Consider the following 14,983-nt stretch of genomic DNA (forward strand, 5'->3'; position numbering starts at 1 on the left):
CTTATTATCAGAAGAATTGAAAGAATGCTGATTTCCAGTAATAAATGTTTTTTCAGCCACAGTCTGGTTTTGATTTCTTTTTTCAGATTGCAGTACCTTATTATCAGAAGAATTGAAAGAATGCTGATTTCCAGTAATAAATGTTTTTTCAGCTACAGTCTGGTTTTGATTTCTTTTTTCAGATTGCAGTACCTTATTATCAGAAGAATTGAAAGAATGCTGTCTTCCAGTAATAAATGTTTTTTCAGCTACAGTGTGGTTTGTTTTTTCGTTTTTGTTTGATTTCGGGTAAGAAATGCTGGAATTAACTATATTATTAGAGTTGAAAGGAGTAATTTTTGTTCTGTGTGTTTTGTCATTTTGAGAATTGTTTGATTGATTTGCAATTTTCTCTAAAGATAAACTTTTGACAATGTCAGATTCTTCTTCCGGGCTATTTTCAGCATTAGATATTGCTTTGTTATTATCCAGATTTCTTTTGTTTTCGTCAACAGCAATACTTTTTTCTATCGATCCGTTATTTATTGTTTCGATTGATGAATCAGAATTAAAATGTAACGCAGTAGGAAGCAATAATCCTAATAAAAGGCATGCAGCAGCAGACCACCAGAGAATTGCTCTCTTTTTCTTTTTGGGTTTATTAAGTTCTTCCTCAATTTTAGTCCATAATTCGGGTGGTGGAACACTCGAAAAGTTTTCAATTGATGAAAAAATATCTTCTATTTTTTGCTTTTTCATGCTGTCTTAAAATTTTTAATACTCAAAATCCTTTTTTGTAAAATTCTTTTGGCCCTGTTTAAATTGGATTTTGAGGTTCCTTCTGAAATTTTGAGTTTTTCTGCAATTTCTCTATGTTTCATTTTTTCAAAAACATATAAATTAAAAACCATACGGTACTGATCTGGTAATTCTCTGATATATTCAAGTAATTTTTCTTGTGCGATCGGAATAATTTCCAGTTCCTCCTCTTCTATGAAATCGGTATCAGGATCAAAAACATCTAAAAAGAAACTTTCTTTTTTTTTCTTATTTAATGTTTCGATCAGTTTGTTGATAAAAATTCGTTTAAGCCAGCCTTCAAAACTACCCTCAAATTTATATTGATGGATTTTTTGAAAAACAATAATAAAGGCTTCCTGAAAAACATCCTTGGCATCGTCTTCATTTTTCATATATTTTAAGCAAATACCATATAAAACAGGCGAGAACAACTGATAAATTTTCAGTTGTCCTGTTCTGTCATTTTGTATACATTGTTTAATATATATGTCTAAATCGTCTTTCAAAAACAGGGTTGTTTGGTTTTGGTAAAAATAACTTTTTTTATACTCTTAACCTATTTTTTATAGATAGTTCGCGTGCCTTCAGAGTCATTACTTATTATTATTAAGTTTTGATTATCAAGGCTTTCTATGATGTATGTTTTACCTTCAAAAGAAATCAGTTCTTTTTCTGACTGGTCAAAAAAACTGATTCCTTTTTTGATTTCATAGGTGCTGTTACGAATTTCGACATCATCTTTGTAGGTGATGATTTTTCCGTCAGAGGTAAAAACTATTTTTTTATTGAATCCTATTGTTTTGGGAGTAGAAATGTAAGGATTACTCTCTCCGCCTATCGTTTTTTCCCATACCCAGGTATCAATAATCTGATCGGTTTTGGTTGTGTTGGCTTCTAATGAATAGGTAGTAGTGAAAATGCTAAATACAATAAAAATAAATAGTTTTTTTGTCATGATTCGTTTAAGTTTTTAAGAGTACAATTTTGTCTTTAATTGCCTTCTTGAACGCTTTCACTTCTGTACTCTGATCTTCTGTATCGGTGTTGTCGATATAGATTTTCGTTGTACTGGCACCTTGACGTAATTCAAAATAAACGCCACCCTGATTTTGCGGGTCTGGAGATCCGTAGGTTTTGGTTTGGCCTTTTAAGTTTAAGATTTCAGTTGGGACACTTTTGAGAAACAACGTATATTCACCTCTTTTTATTGTAGCGGTATATTTATATTGACCAAATTGATAATTTTCTGTATTGACAACATTTAAGAATTTAAGAAAATTATAGTCATTTAGTTGAAAAAAGTCGTTAACACTGCCAAAAGTTCCAATTACAATATTGTCTTTATTTTCTGTAGTTTTGTTATAAAAGATAGGTTTTGTTGTTTTAGGAATCAAAACATAATCAGCCGGATAGTTTACAGACGGAGTAGTCGTTTCGCCAGTTTGTGGGCCATATTCGTAAAAATTAACAATAATCTGGCAATTATTTTCTACTATCGAACTAATTTTTATACCATAACCGGTGGTTGATTTTTGACCTGAAAATATTCCAATTAAAAAATTAGTAGTAAAATTGATAGTTGGATCACTTGCAACTGTGCATGTATTAGCATGTTGATTAAAATACTGATTCAATTTCTCCTGTGTGTTTATAACTAAGGCAGCAGGATTAGGAAATTGTTCTTTAATCGAATAGTTGCAGGGAAGAGGAAATCCGCTAAAAGGGACAATAGTATACGCTCCACAAGTATCCTGGGGTAAATCATCATTCAGTGAACAGGCACTGATCCCAAATGCTATAAATAAGCTTAAAATTAACTTTTTCATGAATTTTTAATTATTAGGTTTATGTTAAGTAGATGCAATAGTTTTAAAAAGGTTGCGTTAGTTACTCTTTTTTTAAAAAAATTACAGATTTGTTTATTTAATTTAGAATGAATACTAATTCGTGAAATTTTAATTGTAAAGATTAACGACTACGTATTATTGCGTACTTTTACTTAAAAATAAACGTAGATATGTTCGATTTACTTCCTTTTTTATTCCTTTTCCTGATTGCTTTGTTCCTGGGGTTTTACTTAGGTAAAATCATGTCTGTTGCCAAATCCGAAACAGAAAAAGTAAGCCTGAACGAAAAACTAAATGCAGCCAGCAGCCAATTTCAATTGCAGAAAGAACAGTCTCAAAATGAAAAGAACAATTTTGAAAAACAACTTCATCTAATCAATTCGGAGAAAGAAAATATCCGTAACGAAAAAGACAGTCTTGCGATTCAGCTTTCTAAAAAAGAGGTCGATTTTGAGAATTTGTGGGAACGCCATAAAGAACAGAAGGCAGAAATAACAGCATTACAGGAAAAATTCACCAAAGAATTCGAAAACCTGGCCAATAAAATCCTCGAAGAAAAATCAGCAAAATTCACAGAGCAGAATTCCATAAACATGAAAAACATCCTGTTGCCACTGCAGGATAAAATTCAGGGTTTTGAACAAAAAGTAGAACAGACACACAAAGAGAGCATCGACTACCATGCTGCTTTGCGTCAGCAGATTTTAGGTTTAAGCGAAATGAATATCCAGATGAGCAAAGAGACTTTAAATTTGACAAAAGCACTAAAAGGCGACAGTAAAATGCAGGGTAACTGGGGCGAGCTGGTTTTAGAACGCGTTCTGGAAAAATCAGGTCTGGAAAAAGGACGGGAGTACGAAGTGCAGCAAAGCTTTACCAATGCTGATGGTAATCGTGTTTTGCCGGATGTAGTCATTAATCTGCCTGACGGAAAAAAAATGATTGTCGACTCAAAAGTATCCCTGACGGCTTATGAAAAATGGGTAAATGAAGAACAAGAGTTTCTTAAAACAGATCTTTTAAAAGAGCATGTCAATTCCATCAAGAGACATGTTGAGCAATTGGGAAGTAAAAATTATCACGACCTTTATCAAATTGAAAGTCCCGATTTTGTGTTGCTTTTTGTTCCTATTGAACCCGCTTTCGCCATTGCTTTAAATCAGGATGCTAATTTGTACAATAAAGCGTTCGAAAAAAACATAGTTATTGTAACACCAACGACTTTACTGGCCACTTTACGCACAATTGACAGTATGTGGGCCAACCAGAAACAACAGGAAAATGCTTTTGAAATTGCACGTCAGGCGGGCGCATTATATGATAAGTTTGAAGGTTTTGTAACGGATTTAGTAAAAATAGGAAACAAAATTAAAGACACCAAAACCGAATACGAAAATGCCATGAACAAGCTTGTTGATGGAAAAGGAAACCTGATTTCCAGTGTTGAAAGATTAAAAAAAATGGGGGCTAAAGCAAAAAAATCACTTCCGGAAAATATTATTGCGAGAGCTTCCAATACCGATGAAAATCAATTATTGTATTAAACTACCACTTAAATAAACCAAAAACTAAAAACAGATTACCAATGACTACAGATTTCAAACCCGTTTCTTCATCAAAAATTAGTATTTCCGAGTTGATGCTTCCGTCGCATACTAACTTTAGCGGAAAAATTCACGGAGGTTATATTTTACAGCTTCTGGATCAGATAGCTTTTGCATGTGCTTCAAAATTTTGTGGCAATTATTGTGTAACAGCATCTGTTGATACGGTAAACTTTTTAAAACCTATTGAAGTTGGAGAATTGGTAACCATGAAAGCATCAGTAAATTATGTCGGAAGAAGTTCTATGGTTGTCGGTATACGTGTTGAGTCTGAGCACATTCAGACTGGTGTGGTTAAACATTGCAACTCGTCTTATTTTACAATGGTAGCAAAAGATAAAGAAGGTAAAAGCGTTCAGGTTCCGGGACTTATTTTAACCAATCTGGATGAAGTACGCCGTTTTAGAAAATGTATCAAACAAATTGAAACCAAAAAAGAAATAGAACAGCACGCTAAGGAGGCTAAAGTAAATTCGATTGAAGACCTGGTAAATTTAGACAAGTATAATGTGTTGCTGGAAATAGGATAATTTTCTGCCTTGATAGGGATAAATTCTTTAAAATAAAGTAAAATGGTAAAATTTGGATATACAATTTTATATGTAGCAGATGTAGAAAAGGCGATCGTTTTTTATGAAAATGCATTCGGATTTTCAAGAAAATTTATAACGCCAGGAAATGATTATGGTGAAATAAACACAGGCGAAACAACAATTTCATTCGCTTCCAAAAAACTGGCCTTGCAAAACCTGAAAGAAGGTTTTATCGAAAGCAGTTTAGAAGATAAACCTTTTGCAATTGAATTAGGTTTTATAACCGATAATGTTGGCGATCTTGTACAAAAAGCGATTTCTTTCGGAGCTGTTCTGGCCACAGAACCCAAGAAAAAACCCTGGGGTCAGATCGTCGCCTATGTAAGGGATCCGGAGGGTTTTTTGATTGAAATTTGTACGCCGGTCCAGTAACGGTTTGTGAGTATAAGGAACATTCTTTTGTAAAACGTTCACAAATATTTAGCACAAAACCAGCATCCTTATTGCCGGAAATTCCGTAACTTTAAGTGTAATCATTTATGGGTTACAGCATTTTCACTGAATCGCCATTCGATTTTTTTTGAGCCTGATAGTCTGATCTTCTTCTTCGTCTAAAACCGGATGACATAATTGTTTAAATACTGACGATTATGAAAAGAATTGTATTTTTTATTTTACTGTTTACCACTTGTTCTGTGATTGCTCAGGAAAAAATTACTACCAATAAAGCAATACTGAATTTTGAAGCTTCCGTCCCGTTTTTTGAAGAGATCACAGCAGTAAACAATTCGGTTGCAGTTGTTTTAGATCCTAAAACAAGTACTTTATTATGTACTGTTTTGATGCGGGATTTTCGTTTTAAACTGGATTTGATGGAACAGCATTTTAACGAAAATTATGTTGAAAGTCACCGGTATCCCAAAGCTGTTTTTAAAGGCAAAATTGCAAAATTTGATTTAAAAGATATTGACGAAACGGAGAAAGAATATATAATTAAAGGGAAATTGATGATTCATGGAAAATACAAAGAGATCTCGGTAAAAGCTTTCTTCAAAAAAGCATTTGGAGTAATCAGGATCAGGTCTGATTTTCCGATTACCATAGCAGATTTTGATATTGAAATCCCGAACAAAATTGCTTCTAAAATTGCCAAAACAGTCAATGCCGAATTAAATGGTGTTATTGGAAATGATGAAAGAACCCTTATCACGTTAAAATAAACTGAATTTAGGATATACAGTTTGAAAGCGCTGTTTCCAGATCTTCAAACTGAAACCTGAAACCTGCGTTTTTAATTTTTTCAGGTGAAACCCTTTTTCCGGTCAGTATAGCAATACTCATTTCGCCCAAAACTATTTTAAGTACAAAAGCAGGCACTTTAGGCAGCCAGACCGAATAACCGTACAAACCGGCAATTGTTTTAGACACGGTTTCGTTTGTAGTATTGTCTAAGACAGTTGCATTGTAAGGACCATTTAATTTTTCATCCTGAATTGCCTTTAAATAAACAGCGCACAAATCTTCAATATGGATCCAGGGTACAAATTGTGCTCCTGATCCTAATATGGTACCAAAACCCATTTTAAAACCAGGTAAAAGTTTTTTTAGAAAACCTTCATTTCTGCCCAAAACAATACCGGTTCTGATTTTTACAGTTCTGATGCCCAATGATTTTATTTTAGTAGCCGTACTTTCCCATTTCTGGCAGGTTGTTCCTAAAAAATCATTGGCGGGAGCTGTGTTCTCCTTACAGATTTCATCCGAAGTTTCCGCTCCGTAAATTCCTACTGCCGAAGCAGAAACAAAAGCATCCAATGATTTATTGTTTTTTTGCAAAACAGAGTAAATAAGTTCAATTGGTTTTATGCGGCTTTCTAAAATGTCATTTTTGCGCCTGGACGTCCATCTTTTTTCTACAATTCCTTCGCCAGCCAGATGAATAATAAAATCTGCATTCAAAACGGCATTTTCGTCAATATAGTTACGGTTCAGATCCCATTTATAATACGTAATAAAATCCGTATTATTTTTGTTTGATCTGCTTAAAACAGATACCGAAAAACCATTGTTAATGAGTATGTCGGTAAGGTATTTTCCAATAAAACCTGACCCTCCGGTGAGTAATACGTTTTTAGCCATAATAGTTTATCATATATTTAACAGTTCCTTTTGTTTAAGGATTCATAAAGATACTTAAACATTTCCTATCTTTATATCAAATTCTAAACTTAAATAAAAATGGCTGTTAAAAATAAGATAATCAGTAAAGAAGATATCGTTTCAATATACATGAATGAAGTTCTGGAAAAAGGCGAAAAACCAAAATCAGTTTACCGTTTTGCAAAAGAAAATGATTTTACAGAGGCCGAATTTTATACCTTTTTTGGGACACTCGAAGGCCTGGAAAAAGAAATTTTCAGAATGTTTTTTGCTAACACAGTGGCTCTTTTGCATCAAAATGCGGATTATCTGCATTATGACATGAAAAACAAAATGCTGAGTTTTTATTTTACGTTTTTCGAAATCCTCACAGCCAACAGAAGTTATGTTTTACAAGCGCTTAAAATGGACAGAAATCCATTAAAAAATCTAACGCAGCTTACTTCATTAAGAGATAGTTTCAAAGGATATGTTGCTGAAATCCTCACAGATGATTACAGGCTTGAAGTCGAAAAACTGCAGCAGTTTCAGGAGAAAGCCATTCAGGAAAGTGCCTGGTTTCAATTGATGCTCACAATAAAGTTCTGGAAAGACGATGAATCTGCAGCTTTTGAAAAAACAGACATATTTATCGAAAAATCGGTCAATGCTTCCTTCGAATTAATGAATGTGGCTCCCATAAATCATCTAATAGATTTAGGAAAATTTCTCTTTAAAGAAAAAATATACAGCAAATCATGAAAACTATCGATTATATACCAACGTCAAAAATAGAACGAGCAGGAAAACTGGTACAGACCGGGGCAAAAATAGGCGTAAACTATGTCAAACATTATGCTGAAAAAATAGTCAATCCGGATTTGACCCGCGATAAACTCAACGAAAACAATGCCGAGGATATTTATGACGGACTAAAAAGCCTGAAAGGGAGTGCCTTAAAAGTAGCCCAGATGCTGAGCATGGACAAAAATTTTCTGCCACAGGCGTATGTAGAGAAATTTTCGTTGTCACAGTTTTCTGTTCCGCCACTTTCAGCGCCATTGGTTTTGAAAACGTTTAAAAATAATTTTGGCAAAACACCGTATGAAATTTTTGACGAATTCAATGCCAATTCCGTTAATGCCGCCAGTATAGGGCAGGTGCATCTGGCAAAGAAAGGCGATAAAAAACTGGCAGTAAAAATTCAGTATCCCGGTGTTGCGAACAGTATTTCGTCTGATTTGGCTTTGGTAAAACCTATCGCCATCCGCATGTTTAATCTACAGGGAAAAGATTCGGATAAATATTTTAAAGAAGTAGAGGATAAACTGATTGAAGAAACCAATTATTTACTGGAACTTCAACAAAGTCAGGAGGTTGTAAATGCCTGCAGTAAAATCGAAAACATTCTTTTTCCGAATTATTATCCCGAATTTTCATCAGAGAAAATCATCACGATGGACTGGATGAGCGGAATTCACCTTTCTGAGTTTACAGCAAAAGATTTTGATCGGGAGACCGGAGACAAAATTGGGCAGGCACTTTGGGATTTCTATATGTACCAGATTCATGTATTGCGAAAAGTACACGCAGACCCACATCCCGGAAACTTTTTGGTAGACGATCAAAATCATCTGATTGCTCTGGATTTTGGCTGTATGAAGCAAATTCCGAATGATTTCTATATTCCGTATTTTGAATTGATTAATAAAAATGTCATAACCAATCCGGGACTTTTCAATGATAAACTTTTCGAACTCGAAATCCTGCGGGAAGACGATTCCCCGGCAGAAATCGCCTATTTTACCGAAATGTTTCATGATTTATTATCACTTTTTACAAAACCTTTTCAGAACGAAACCTTTGATTTTGCAGATGAAACATTCTTCAATTCAATTGCCGAATTAGGAAAACGTTTTTCAGAAGATACCAACCTGAAAAAAATGAATGGCAACCGCGGCTCTAAACATTTTATCTACATGAACCGTACATTCTTTGGTTTGTATAATTTAATGTTTGATCTGAAGGCCAAAATTGAGGTTGCTCATTATTTAAAATATTAATTTACGATTATTTGATGATAAATAACAGACAAAAATGAAAAATATTCTAATCATTGGAGGAAGTAAAGGTATCGGAAACGCTGTTTTAAAGCAACAGTTAGCAGCTAATAAGGTCTTTAATATCAGTCGGACAGAACCAGCTCTGACACATGCAAACCTGACTCATTTTGATTTGAATGTTGTACAGGATCAACTTCCTGATATCGAAAACATAGACACTTTGATTTATTGCCCGGGATCGATTAATTTAAAACCGATCTCGGGCCTAAGCATCGATGATTTCAGAAATGACTTTGAAATTAACGTCATCGGAGCCGTAAAGGTGATTCAGAAATACCTGCCTGTTTTAAAAAAAGGCCAACAGCCTTCTATTGTTTTATTTAGTACCGTTGCCGTAAAATTAGGAATGCCTTTTCATGCCAGTATCGCAACAGCAAAAGCAGGTGTCGAAGGTTTGGTAAAATCACTAGGAGCCGAGTTGGCTCCCACAATACGCGTAAATGCTATTGCACCCACAATTACAGACACTTCACTCTCGGCTTCTATTTTGCGAAACGACCGTATGAAAGAGAATATGGCAGAACGTCATCCTATGAAAAGCTATCTAAAACCAGATGAAGTGGCTAATATGGTTGATTTCCTGATTTCTGAAAAAGCAAACTCTATTTCAGGTCAGATTTTCGAAATGGATTATGGTCTGGTGACTTTTAAAATCTAAAACCATGAAAATTCTCTTAACAGGCGCCACAGGTTACATAGGGAAACGCATTTTGCCAGTTTTGGTAACGCAGGGACATGATGTGATTTGCTGTGTAAGAGACAAAAACAGATTTTATGTACCGGAGGATTTTCAGGAAAAAATACAGGTTATTGAAGTCGATTTTTTAGACCATTCAACTGTAATAAATATTCCGCTTGATATCGATGCCGCATTTTATCTTATCCATTCGATGTCTGGTTCAGCTACCAATTATGATGAACAGGAAAGCATTTCGGCAACCCATTTTTCTGAAAGGATAAATCAGACCCAGGCACAGCAGATACTCTATTTGAGCGGAATAGTAAATGATAAATCACTATCCAAACACCTGACCTCAAGAAAAAATGTCGAAAGTATTTTATCAAAATCAACAGTCCCGCTAACCACGTTACGGGCAGGAATCATTGTAGGCTCAGGAAGTGCTTCTTTCGAAATTATCCGTGATCTGGTCAACAAGCTTCCTGTCATGATTACGCCCAAATGGCTCAATACAAAATGCCAGCCGATTGCGATCAATGATGTGTTGGAATTCCTTTCAAAATCCCTTTTAAATCCGCTTACCTATAACCAAAGTTTTGATATTGGAGGCCCGGATATTTTAACATACAAAGAAATGTTACTGGCTTTTGCCAAAGCAAAAAAACTCAAAAGATATATTTTTACCATTCCGGTAATGACACCTAAGCTGTCATCCTACTGGCTCTATTTTGTAACTTCAACTTCCTATAAACTGGCTTCTGCTCTGGTAAGCAGTATGAAAGTTGAGGTTGTCTGCAGCGATAACCGGATCAATCAACTTTTGAGCGTTCAGCCCATCAGTTACAAAGAAGCACTTTCAAGAGCCTTATTAAAAGTCGATGAAGACAAAGTGGCTTCAAGCTGGAAAGACTCCCTCGTGAGCGGAAGGTTCAGCCAAAGTATTTCGTCACATCTAAAAGTCCCCAAAAAAGGCTGTTATACCGATCGGCGAAAAAAAGAAATTATCGATCGTGACTTTACGATTAATCAAATCTGGTCGATAGGAGGTGAAACCGGCTGGTATTATGGCGATTGGCTCTGGAGTTTAAGGGGATTTATTGATAAACTCGCCGGAGGCGTGGGCTCCCGTCGCGGCAGAACCAATAAGCACAACATTTATCCCGGAGACGCACTCGATTTTTGGCGCGTTCTCTATGCCGATAAAAAAGAAGGGAAACTGATTTTATACGCCGAGATGAAATTACCCGGCGAAGCATGGCTCGAATTCAAAATCATTCACAACACCTTATATCAGGCTGCAACTTTTAAGCCAGACGGGTTCTTAGGAAAATTATACTGGTATTCCGTTCTGCCTTTCCACGGCTTTATCTTCAACGGAATGCTCAATAAACTCATTAAGTAGTTTCAGGAGCTTGATCCAGCTGTACACTGTATTCCCGCTAACAAAAACTACGGCAAAAGCCTTGTTTTTCTAAGCGGGAGATGCCGTTCACATCTGGGCTATGAAATTAGTTTTTATAAGAAATAGAGAGTTTACATTTGCAAATAAAATATACTGCTGTTTAAAGTATAACAGTAGCCTTTAACTTCCCGATACGATCAAAATCACTTTGCTGTATACCGAAGTGAGCGATAAAAGCATTCGAAAAATAATACGTATGTCTGATAATTTGTAGGATAATAATTAAAATGTATATTTACAAAGTATACGCTACTGAATAGCGGGTTTGTTTCCTAAAAAGGAGGGATAGTCGCTATTTAGTAGCGACTATATATTAGTTGTAGGCAATACTATTGAAAATCGTAGGTAAAAGAAAAAGATTGAATAAATGAAAAAAATCGATGAAGCAAAAAATGAATTTGATAGATTAAAAAATTCAATAAATAGTTTTATTCTAGACGATAATAATGAGTCAGATACAAGGTCGAAAATTATAGATAGCTATCTAATAAATATTTTAGGTTGGAGCGAAAATGATATTAAAAGAGAGGGACATTTAGATTCAGGCTTTTTTGATTACAAAATTAATTGTCCATCTATATCCTTTGTTATTGAAGCAAAACGTAATTACAAGGAGTTTATTTTACCATCTTCACATAAAAAAGTTAAATTGAAAAATATTTATAAAGAAAACCTTGATGTAATTACTCAAATTAGAAATTATTGTGGAGACATTGGTTTACAATATGGAATGATAACAAATGGCAAACAATTTATTATTGCAAAATTTTACAACTCTGACGGAATAGATTGGAAAGAAAATGATTGTTTGATTTTTCATAGTATTGAAGATATCGAAAACAGATTTGTAGAGTTTTATGAAAATACTTCTAAATTTTCTATTATTAATAATGGTGGTTTTAAATTTAATTATTTACCAATTGAAAAAGAAGCAAAAACAATTTTATCTACTTTAATAAAAAGAGAAAAAGAAATTGACAGAAATAATTTAAGTGCTCAAATATCGCCATTAATTGATAGGTTTTTTGGCGAGATTTTTTCATCATCGCTAGAAGATGATATAGATTTCATAAAAGAATGCTTTGTTGAAAATATTGAGACTAAAAAAAATCGTGATGAAATTGAACGCTTATTTGAAGATAAAGCACCTCAAATTTCAAATGTTGTTAAAGCTGTAAATACTAAGAACATCGTAAATCAAATATCAACTGAAATTAATAATGATGAAATTTCAATTAAGAATGCAACACCTCCAAAACCAATAATAATTATTGGTACTAAAGGTGCAGGTAAAACAACATTTATTAATCACCTTTTCAGAACTAAAGATGAAGAATTTGAAGCAAATCATCTAACTATCTATATAGATTTTAGAGAGTTTTACGAAACTTATAATTCATTTGAGCCAAATAATATTTCTAAAGAAATATATGAAAAAATAATAGATAAATATTCAAGTTTAGAATTGCATAGCCTCAAAACTTTAAAACGAATATATTCTAGAGAGATAAAAAATAATAATGAAAGTATTTGGCTATACGCATTAAATAATTCTGATATTTATGAAAGACTAGTTTCAGAATTTTTTATTACTCAATTAAAAGACTTTTCAAAACATTTAGAATACCTAAACAAGTATTTGATAAGAGATAGAAGAAAAAGAATAATTGTTATAATTGATAATGCAGACCAGTATAAAATAGCAATTCAAGAAAAAGTATTTTTTTACTCCCATTCTTTATCAAAAAACTCAAATTGTGGTGTGATATTTTCATTAAGAGAAGGATATTATTATAAATGGAGGAACAAACCACCATTTGACGCATATATATCAAATGTTTACCATATAACAGCACCTAAATATTCTGAAGTTTTATTGCGAAGAATAAATTACACTCTTGAGCATTTAACTACTTTGTCGGGTACAACTTCATCAATAACAAAAAAAGGATTAAAAATCGAAATGACGAATCAATCTGTTATTGAATTTTTGTCAGGTCTGAAAGACTCCCTTTTTTCTGAAAAAAATAGCGAATTAATTGATTATTTAAGCTTTACAACTTATCCAAATATTAGAGAAGGACTTCTCGTTTTTAAACAATTCTTAACATCAGGTCATACAGATGTTAGTAACTATATTTTAAGAGAGATCTATAAAGAGGTTGATAGACCAAATAAACAGATTATTCCAATACATGAATTTATAAAAGCACTTGGGTTGCAAAACAAGTTATATTATAATTCTGAATTCAGCATTATAAACAACATATTTCTTCCACCAAAAGAAACAAACGATCATTTTATAAATTTTTTCATTTTACAGAAATTTTGTGAAAACTTTGATAATAAGGGAAATACAAATAAATTTATATCTTTAGTCCATATTGTAGATTTTTTCAAAGAATTGGGTTACAGAACAAACGTAATTACATCATCTATTAAAAAAATGATACAAATGGAATTACTTGAATCTGATGAATTTATTTCAGATATTGAAATAACAAATTTAGAATTAGAAATAGAATTAGGTATTTCAACGAAAGGTTATTATTATTTTAAGGAACTAATAAAAAGATTTCATTACATAGACTTGATATTACAAGATACTCCAATTTATAACAAAGAGCATTTTGAAAAAATTAATAATTTGTTTCCAGAATCAGACATTAATGGTAGAAGAAATTTGAATGAAAGAGTTGAAACCGTTAAAGCATTTATAAACTATTTAAATGAAGAGCAAGATAAACAAGCAATTGCAGTAATCAAAATGTTTGGTAAACCATTAGACCACATTAATGAAAACTTAAGCAACGACTTGAATAACATTCAAACAAAAAATAAATAAGTACTGCCCACAACAGCAAGGGATTCGTTGCGTGCGCAGCACGAACAATGAAGCCCGTGTTGAACGGAACTGCTGAGATTCCGCTACTATGGGTTTTTCGATAAATGAGTTATAAGAATTTCAAGAGGCTATCGCTCCTTGCGTAAAGTCTGAAGATTTTGCCAGCGGAATACCCATAAATTGAATTAATTTAGTGTGATTTATGGACATGAAGAGCCGTGTGAAGGGAGACTTTCAAGCACGGTTTCGTGAGAATGTAGGGGTGAAATTCCCTTGCGTGACTCGATTAGCGGTCAGTTTGCCAAACGAAAACGAGAAAACTTGATAATAAATTAAATATAGATAAATGACAATTAACACATTCTGGAGAATCTTAATAAAAATTTTAGGCTTACTTTTAATTTTAGGTGCATTAACAGTGATTCCTCAATGGTTTTCATCTATGTATTCTGCTTATCAAATTGGAGATTTTGAAAGCTTAACAATATTAGCTATAATTTTTTTAGCAATATTATTTATTTATTATTTTGTCTTTAGACTTTGTGTTTATAAAACATCTTGGATAATAGAAAAACTAAAACTGGACAGAGATTTTGAAACTCAAAACATCGAGTTAAATTCCAAAAGCTTTACAATTATTTCAATTGCAACAATTGTGATTGGTGGTTTAATATTCGTGGAAAATATTCCTCTTTTACTAAGAGAAATATTTATTTTTTTTCAGCAAGAAAGTTTATTCAAAGATTATCCAAAAACTGGATGGATTTTGTTTGACTTCTTTAAAGTTATTCTTGGATATTTATTAATAACAAATAGCAGTAGAATAGCTAAATTTATTGATAATCAGAAAAAAAACGCATAAAAAAACCGAACCGCCAACAGATGCTACAACGGATTTGGGCAATAGGCTTAATGGAAAAATGGTCTTGTATTTGGGATGATTTGGCAAATCCGAAAATAGAGCTTAATTT

The 14,983-nt window shown here is 33.2% G+C and carries 14 protein-coding genes and 1 pseudogene; 10 read left to right on the forward strand and 5 right to left on the reverse strand.

The window, feature by feature from the left end:
- The 4 genes and pseudogenes from DMB65_RS16955 to DMB65_RS16970 form a co-directional block, all read right to left on the reverse strand.
- Positions 1 to 738: pseudogene (locus DMB65_RS16955) on the reverse strand (hypothetical protein); the annotation flags it as partial.
- Positions 735 to 1,286: an RNA polymerase sigma factor gene (locus DMB65_RS16960; RefSeq protein WP_110307810.1), complete on the reverse strand. Its 552-nt coding sequence runs from the start codon at positions 1,284 to 1,286 to the stop codon at positions 735 to 737. The gene DMB65_RS16960 and the pseudogene DMB65_RS16955, both read right to left, overlap by 4 nt.
- A gap of 50 nt (positions 1,287 to 1,336) precedes the next feature.
- Positions 1,337 to 1,735, reverse strand: coding sequence for a hypothetical protein (locus tag DMB65_RS16965; RefSeq protein ID WP_110307811.1), 399 nt, complete (start codon positions 1,733 to 1,735; stop codon positions 1,337 to 1,339).
- Positions 1,736 to 1,742: 7 nt separating this feature from the next.
- Positions 1,743 to 2,606, reverse strand: a complete 864-nt coding sequence (locus DMB65_RS16970; protein ID WP_110307812.1) for a protease complex subunit PrcB family protein — start codon at positions 2,604 to 2,606, stop codon at positions 1,743 to 1,745.
- 191 nt (positions 2,607 to 2,797) lie between these two features.
- On the opposite strand from DMB65_RS16970, the gene DMB65_RS16975 reads away from it, so the two are divergent.
- The 4 genes from DMB65_RS16975 to DMB65_RS16990 all read left to right on the forward strand — a co-directional run bounded on the left by DMB65_RS16975 (position 2,798) and on the right by DMB65_RS16990 (position 5,984).
- The gene (locus tag DMB65_RS16975) at positions 2,798 to 4,171 is read left to right on the forward strand and encodes a DNA recombination protein RmuC (RefSeq protein WP_110307813.1); all 1,374 of its coding nucleotides are present in this window, start codon (positions 2,798 to 2,800) and stop codon (positions 4,169 to 4,171) included.
- Between the two features lie 41 nt (positions 4,172 to 4,212).
- Positions 4,213 to 4,761: an acyl-CoA thioesterase gene (locus DMB65_RS16980; protein WP_110307814.1), complete on the forward strand. Its 549-nt coding sequence runs from the start codon at positions 4,213 to 4,215 to the stop codon at positions 4,759 to 4,761.
- 42 nt (positions 4,762 to 4,803) lie between these two features.
- Positions 4,804 to 5,196, forward strand: a complete 393-nt coding sequence (locus tag DMB65_RS16985) for a VOC family protein (protein ID WP_110307815.1) — start codon at positions 4,804 to 4,806, stop codon at positions 5,194 to 5,196.
- 218 nt (positions 5,197 to 5,414) lie between these two features.
- Positions 5,415 to 5,984: a YceI family protein gene (locus DMB65_RS16990; protein WP_110307816.1), complete on the forward strand. Its 570-nt coding sequence runs from the start codon at positions 5,415 to 5,417 to the stop codon at positions 5,982 to 5,984.
- A gap of 7 nt (positions 5,985 to 5,991) precedes the next feature.
- Here DMB65_RS16990 and DMB65_RS16995 read toward each other — a convergent pair whose 3' ends face one another.
- Positions 5,992 to 6,903, reverse strand: a complete 912-nt coding sequence (locus tag DMB65_RS16995) for a TIGR01777 family oxidoreductase (RefSeq protein ID WP_110307817.1) — start codon at positions 6,901 to 6,903, stop codon at positions 5,992 to 5,994.
- A gap of 99 nt (positions 6,904 to 7,002) precedes the next feature.
- Here DMB65_RS16995 and DMB65_RS17000 point away from each other — a divergent pair, with 99 nt between their 5' ends.
- From DMB65_RS17000 to DMB65_RS17025, 6 genes are all read left to right on the forward strand, one after another.
- The gene (locus tag DMB65_RS17000; RefSeq protein ID WP_110307818.1) at positions 7,003 to 7,665 is read left to right on the forward strand and encodes a TetR family transcriptional regulator C-terminal domain-containing protein; all 663 of its coding nucleotides are present in this window, start codon (positions 7,003 to 7,005) and stop codon (positions 7,663 to 7,665) included.
- The gene (locus DMB65_RS17005; RefSeq protein ID WP_110307819.1) at positions 7,662 to 8,966 is read left to right on the forward strand and encodes an ABC1 kinase family protein; all 1,305 of its coding nucleotides are present in this window, start codon (positions 7,662 to 7,664) and stop codon (positions 8,964 to 8,966) included. The genes DMB65_RS17000 and DMB65_RS17005 overlap by 4 nt, the downstream gene beginning before the upstream one ends.
- 34 nt (positions 8,967 to 9,000) lie before the next feature.
- Positions 9,001 to 9,684, forward strand: coding sequence for an SDR family NAD(P)-dependent oxidoreductase (locus DMB65_RS17010; RefSeq protein ID WP_110307820.1), 684 nt, complete (start codon positions 9,001 to 9,003; stop codon positions 9,682 to 9,684).
- Positions 9,685 to 9,688: 4 nt separating this feature from the next.
- Entirely contained in the window at positions 9,689 to 11,107 is a 1,419-nt protein-coding gene (locus DMB65_RS17015) for an SDR family oxidoreductase (protein ID WP_110307821.1), read from the forward strand.
- 427 nt (positions 11,108 to 11,534) lie between these two features.
- Positions 11,535 to 14,012, forward strand: a complete 2,478-nt coding sequence (locus DMB65_RS17020) for an AAA family ATPase (RefSeq protein ID WP_110307822.1) — start codon at positions 11,535 to 11,537, stop codon at positions 14,010 to 14,012.
- A 346-nt stretch (positions 14,013 to 14,358) separates the two neighbouring features.
- Positions 14,359 to 14,874: a hypothetical protein gene (locus DMB65_RS17025; RefSeq protein WP_110307823.1), complete on the forward strand. Its 516-nt coding sequence runs from the start codon at positions 14,359 to 14,361 to the stop codon at positions 14,872 to 14,874.
- The last annotated feature ends 109 nt before the right edge of the window (positions 14,875 to 14,983 follow it).

The sequence above is a fragment of the Flavobacterium cheongpyeongense genome (assembly GCF_003202435.1).
Lineage (GTDB): Bacteria > Bacteroidota > Bacteroidia > Flavobacteriales > Flavobacteriaceae > Flavobacterium > Flavobacterium cheongpyeongense.

Excerpts from the sequence above, each read along its gene's own strand:
- DMB65_RS16965 (WP_110307811.1), bottom strand. The coding sequence starts at position 1,735 with ATGACAAAAAAACTATTTATTTTTATTGTATTTAGCATTTTCACTACT.
- DMB65_RS16970 (WP_110307812.1), bottom strand. The coding sequence starts at position 2,606 with ATGAAAAAGTTAATTTTAAGCTTATTTATAGCATTTGGGATCAGTGCC.
- DMB65_RS16975 (WP_110307813.1), top strand. The coding sequence starts at position 2,798 with ATGTTCGATTTACTTCCTTTTTTATTCCTTTTCCTGATTGCTTTGTTC.
- DMB65_RS16980 (WP_110307814.1), top strand. The coding sequence starts at position 4,213 with ATGACTACAGATTTCAAACCCGTTTCTTCATCAAAAATTAGTATTTCC.
- DMB65_RS16985 (WP_110307815.1), top strand. The coding sequence starts at position 4,804 with ATGGTAAAATTTGGATATACAATTTTATATGTAGCAGATGTAGAAAAG.
- DMB65_RS16990 (WP_110307816.1), top strand. The coding sequence starts at position 5,415 with ATGAAAAGAATTGTATTTTTTATTTTACTGTTTACCACTTGTTCTGTG.
- DMB65_RS16995 (WP_110307817.1), bottom strand. The coding sequence starts at position 6,903 with ATGGCTAAAAACGTATTACTCACCGGAGGGTCAGGTTTTATTGGAAAA.
- DMB65_RS17000 (WP_110307818.1), top strand. The coding sequence starts at position 7,003 with ATGGCTGTTAAAAATAAGATAATCAGTAAAGAAGATATCGTTTCAATA.
- DMB65_RS17005 (WP_110307819.1), top strand. The coding sequence starts at position 7,662 with ATGAAAACTATCGATTATATACCAACGTCAAAAATAGAACGAGCAGGA.
- DMB65_RS17010 (WP_110307820.1), top strand. The coding sequence starts at position 9,001 with ATGAAAAATATTCTAATCATTGGAGGAAGTAAAGGTATCGGAAACGCT.
- DMB65_RS17015 (WP_110307821.1), top strand. The coding sequence starts at position 9,689 with ATGAAAATTCTCTTAACAGGCGCCACAGGTTACATAGGGAAACGCATT.
- DMB65_RS17020 (WP_110307822.1), top strand. The coding sequence starts at position 11,535 with ATGAAAAAAATCGATGAAGCAAAAAATGAATTTGATAGATTAAAAAAT.
- DMB65_RS17025 (WP_110307823.1), top strand. The coding sequence starts at position 14,359 with ATGACAATTAACACATTCTGGAGAATCTTAATAAAAATTTTAGGCTTA.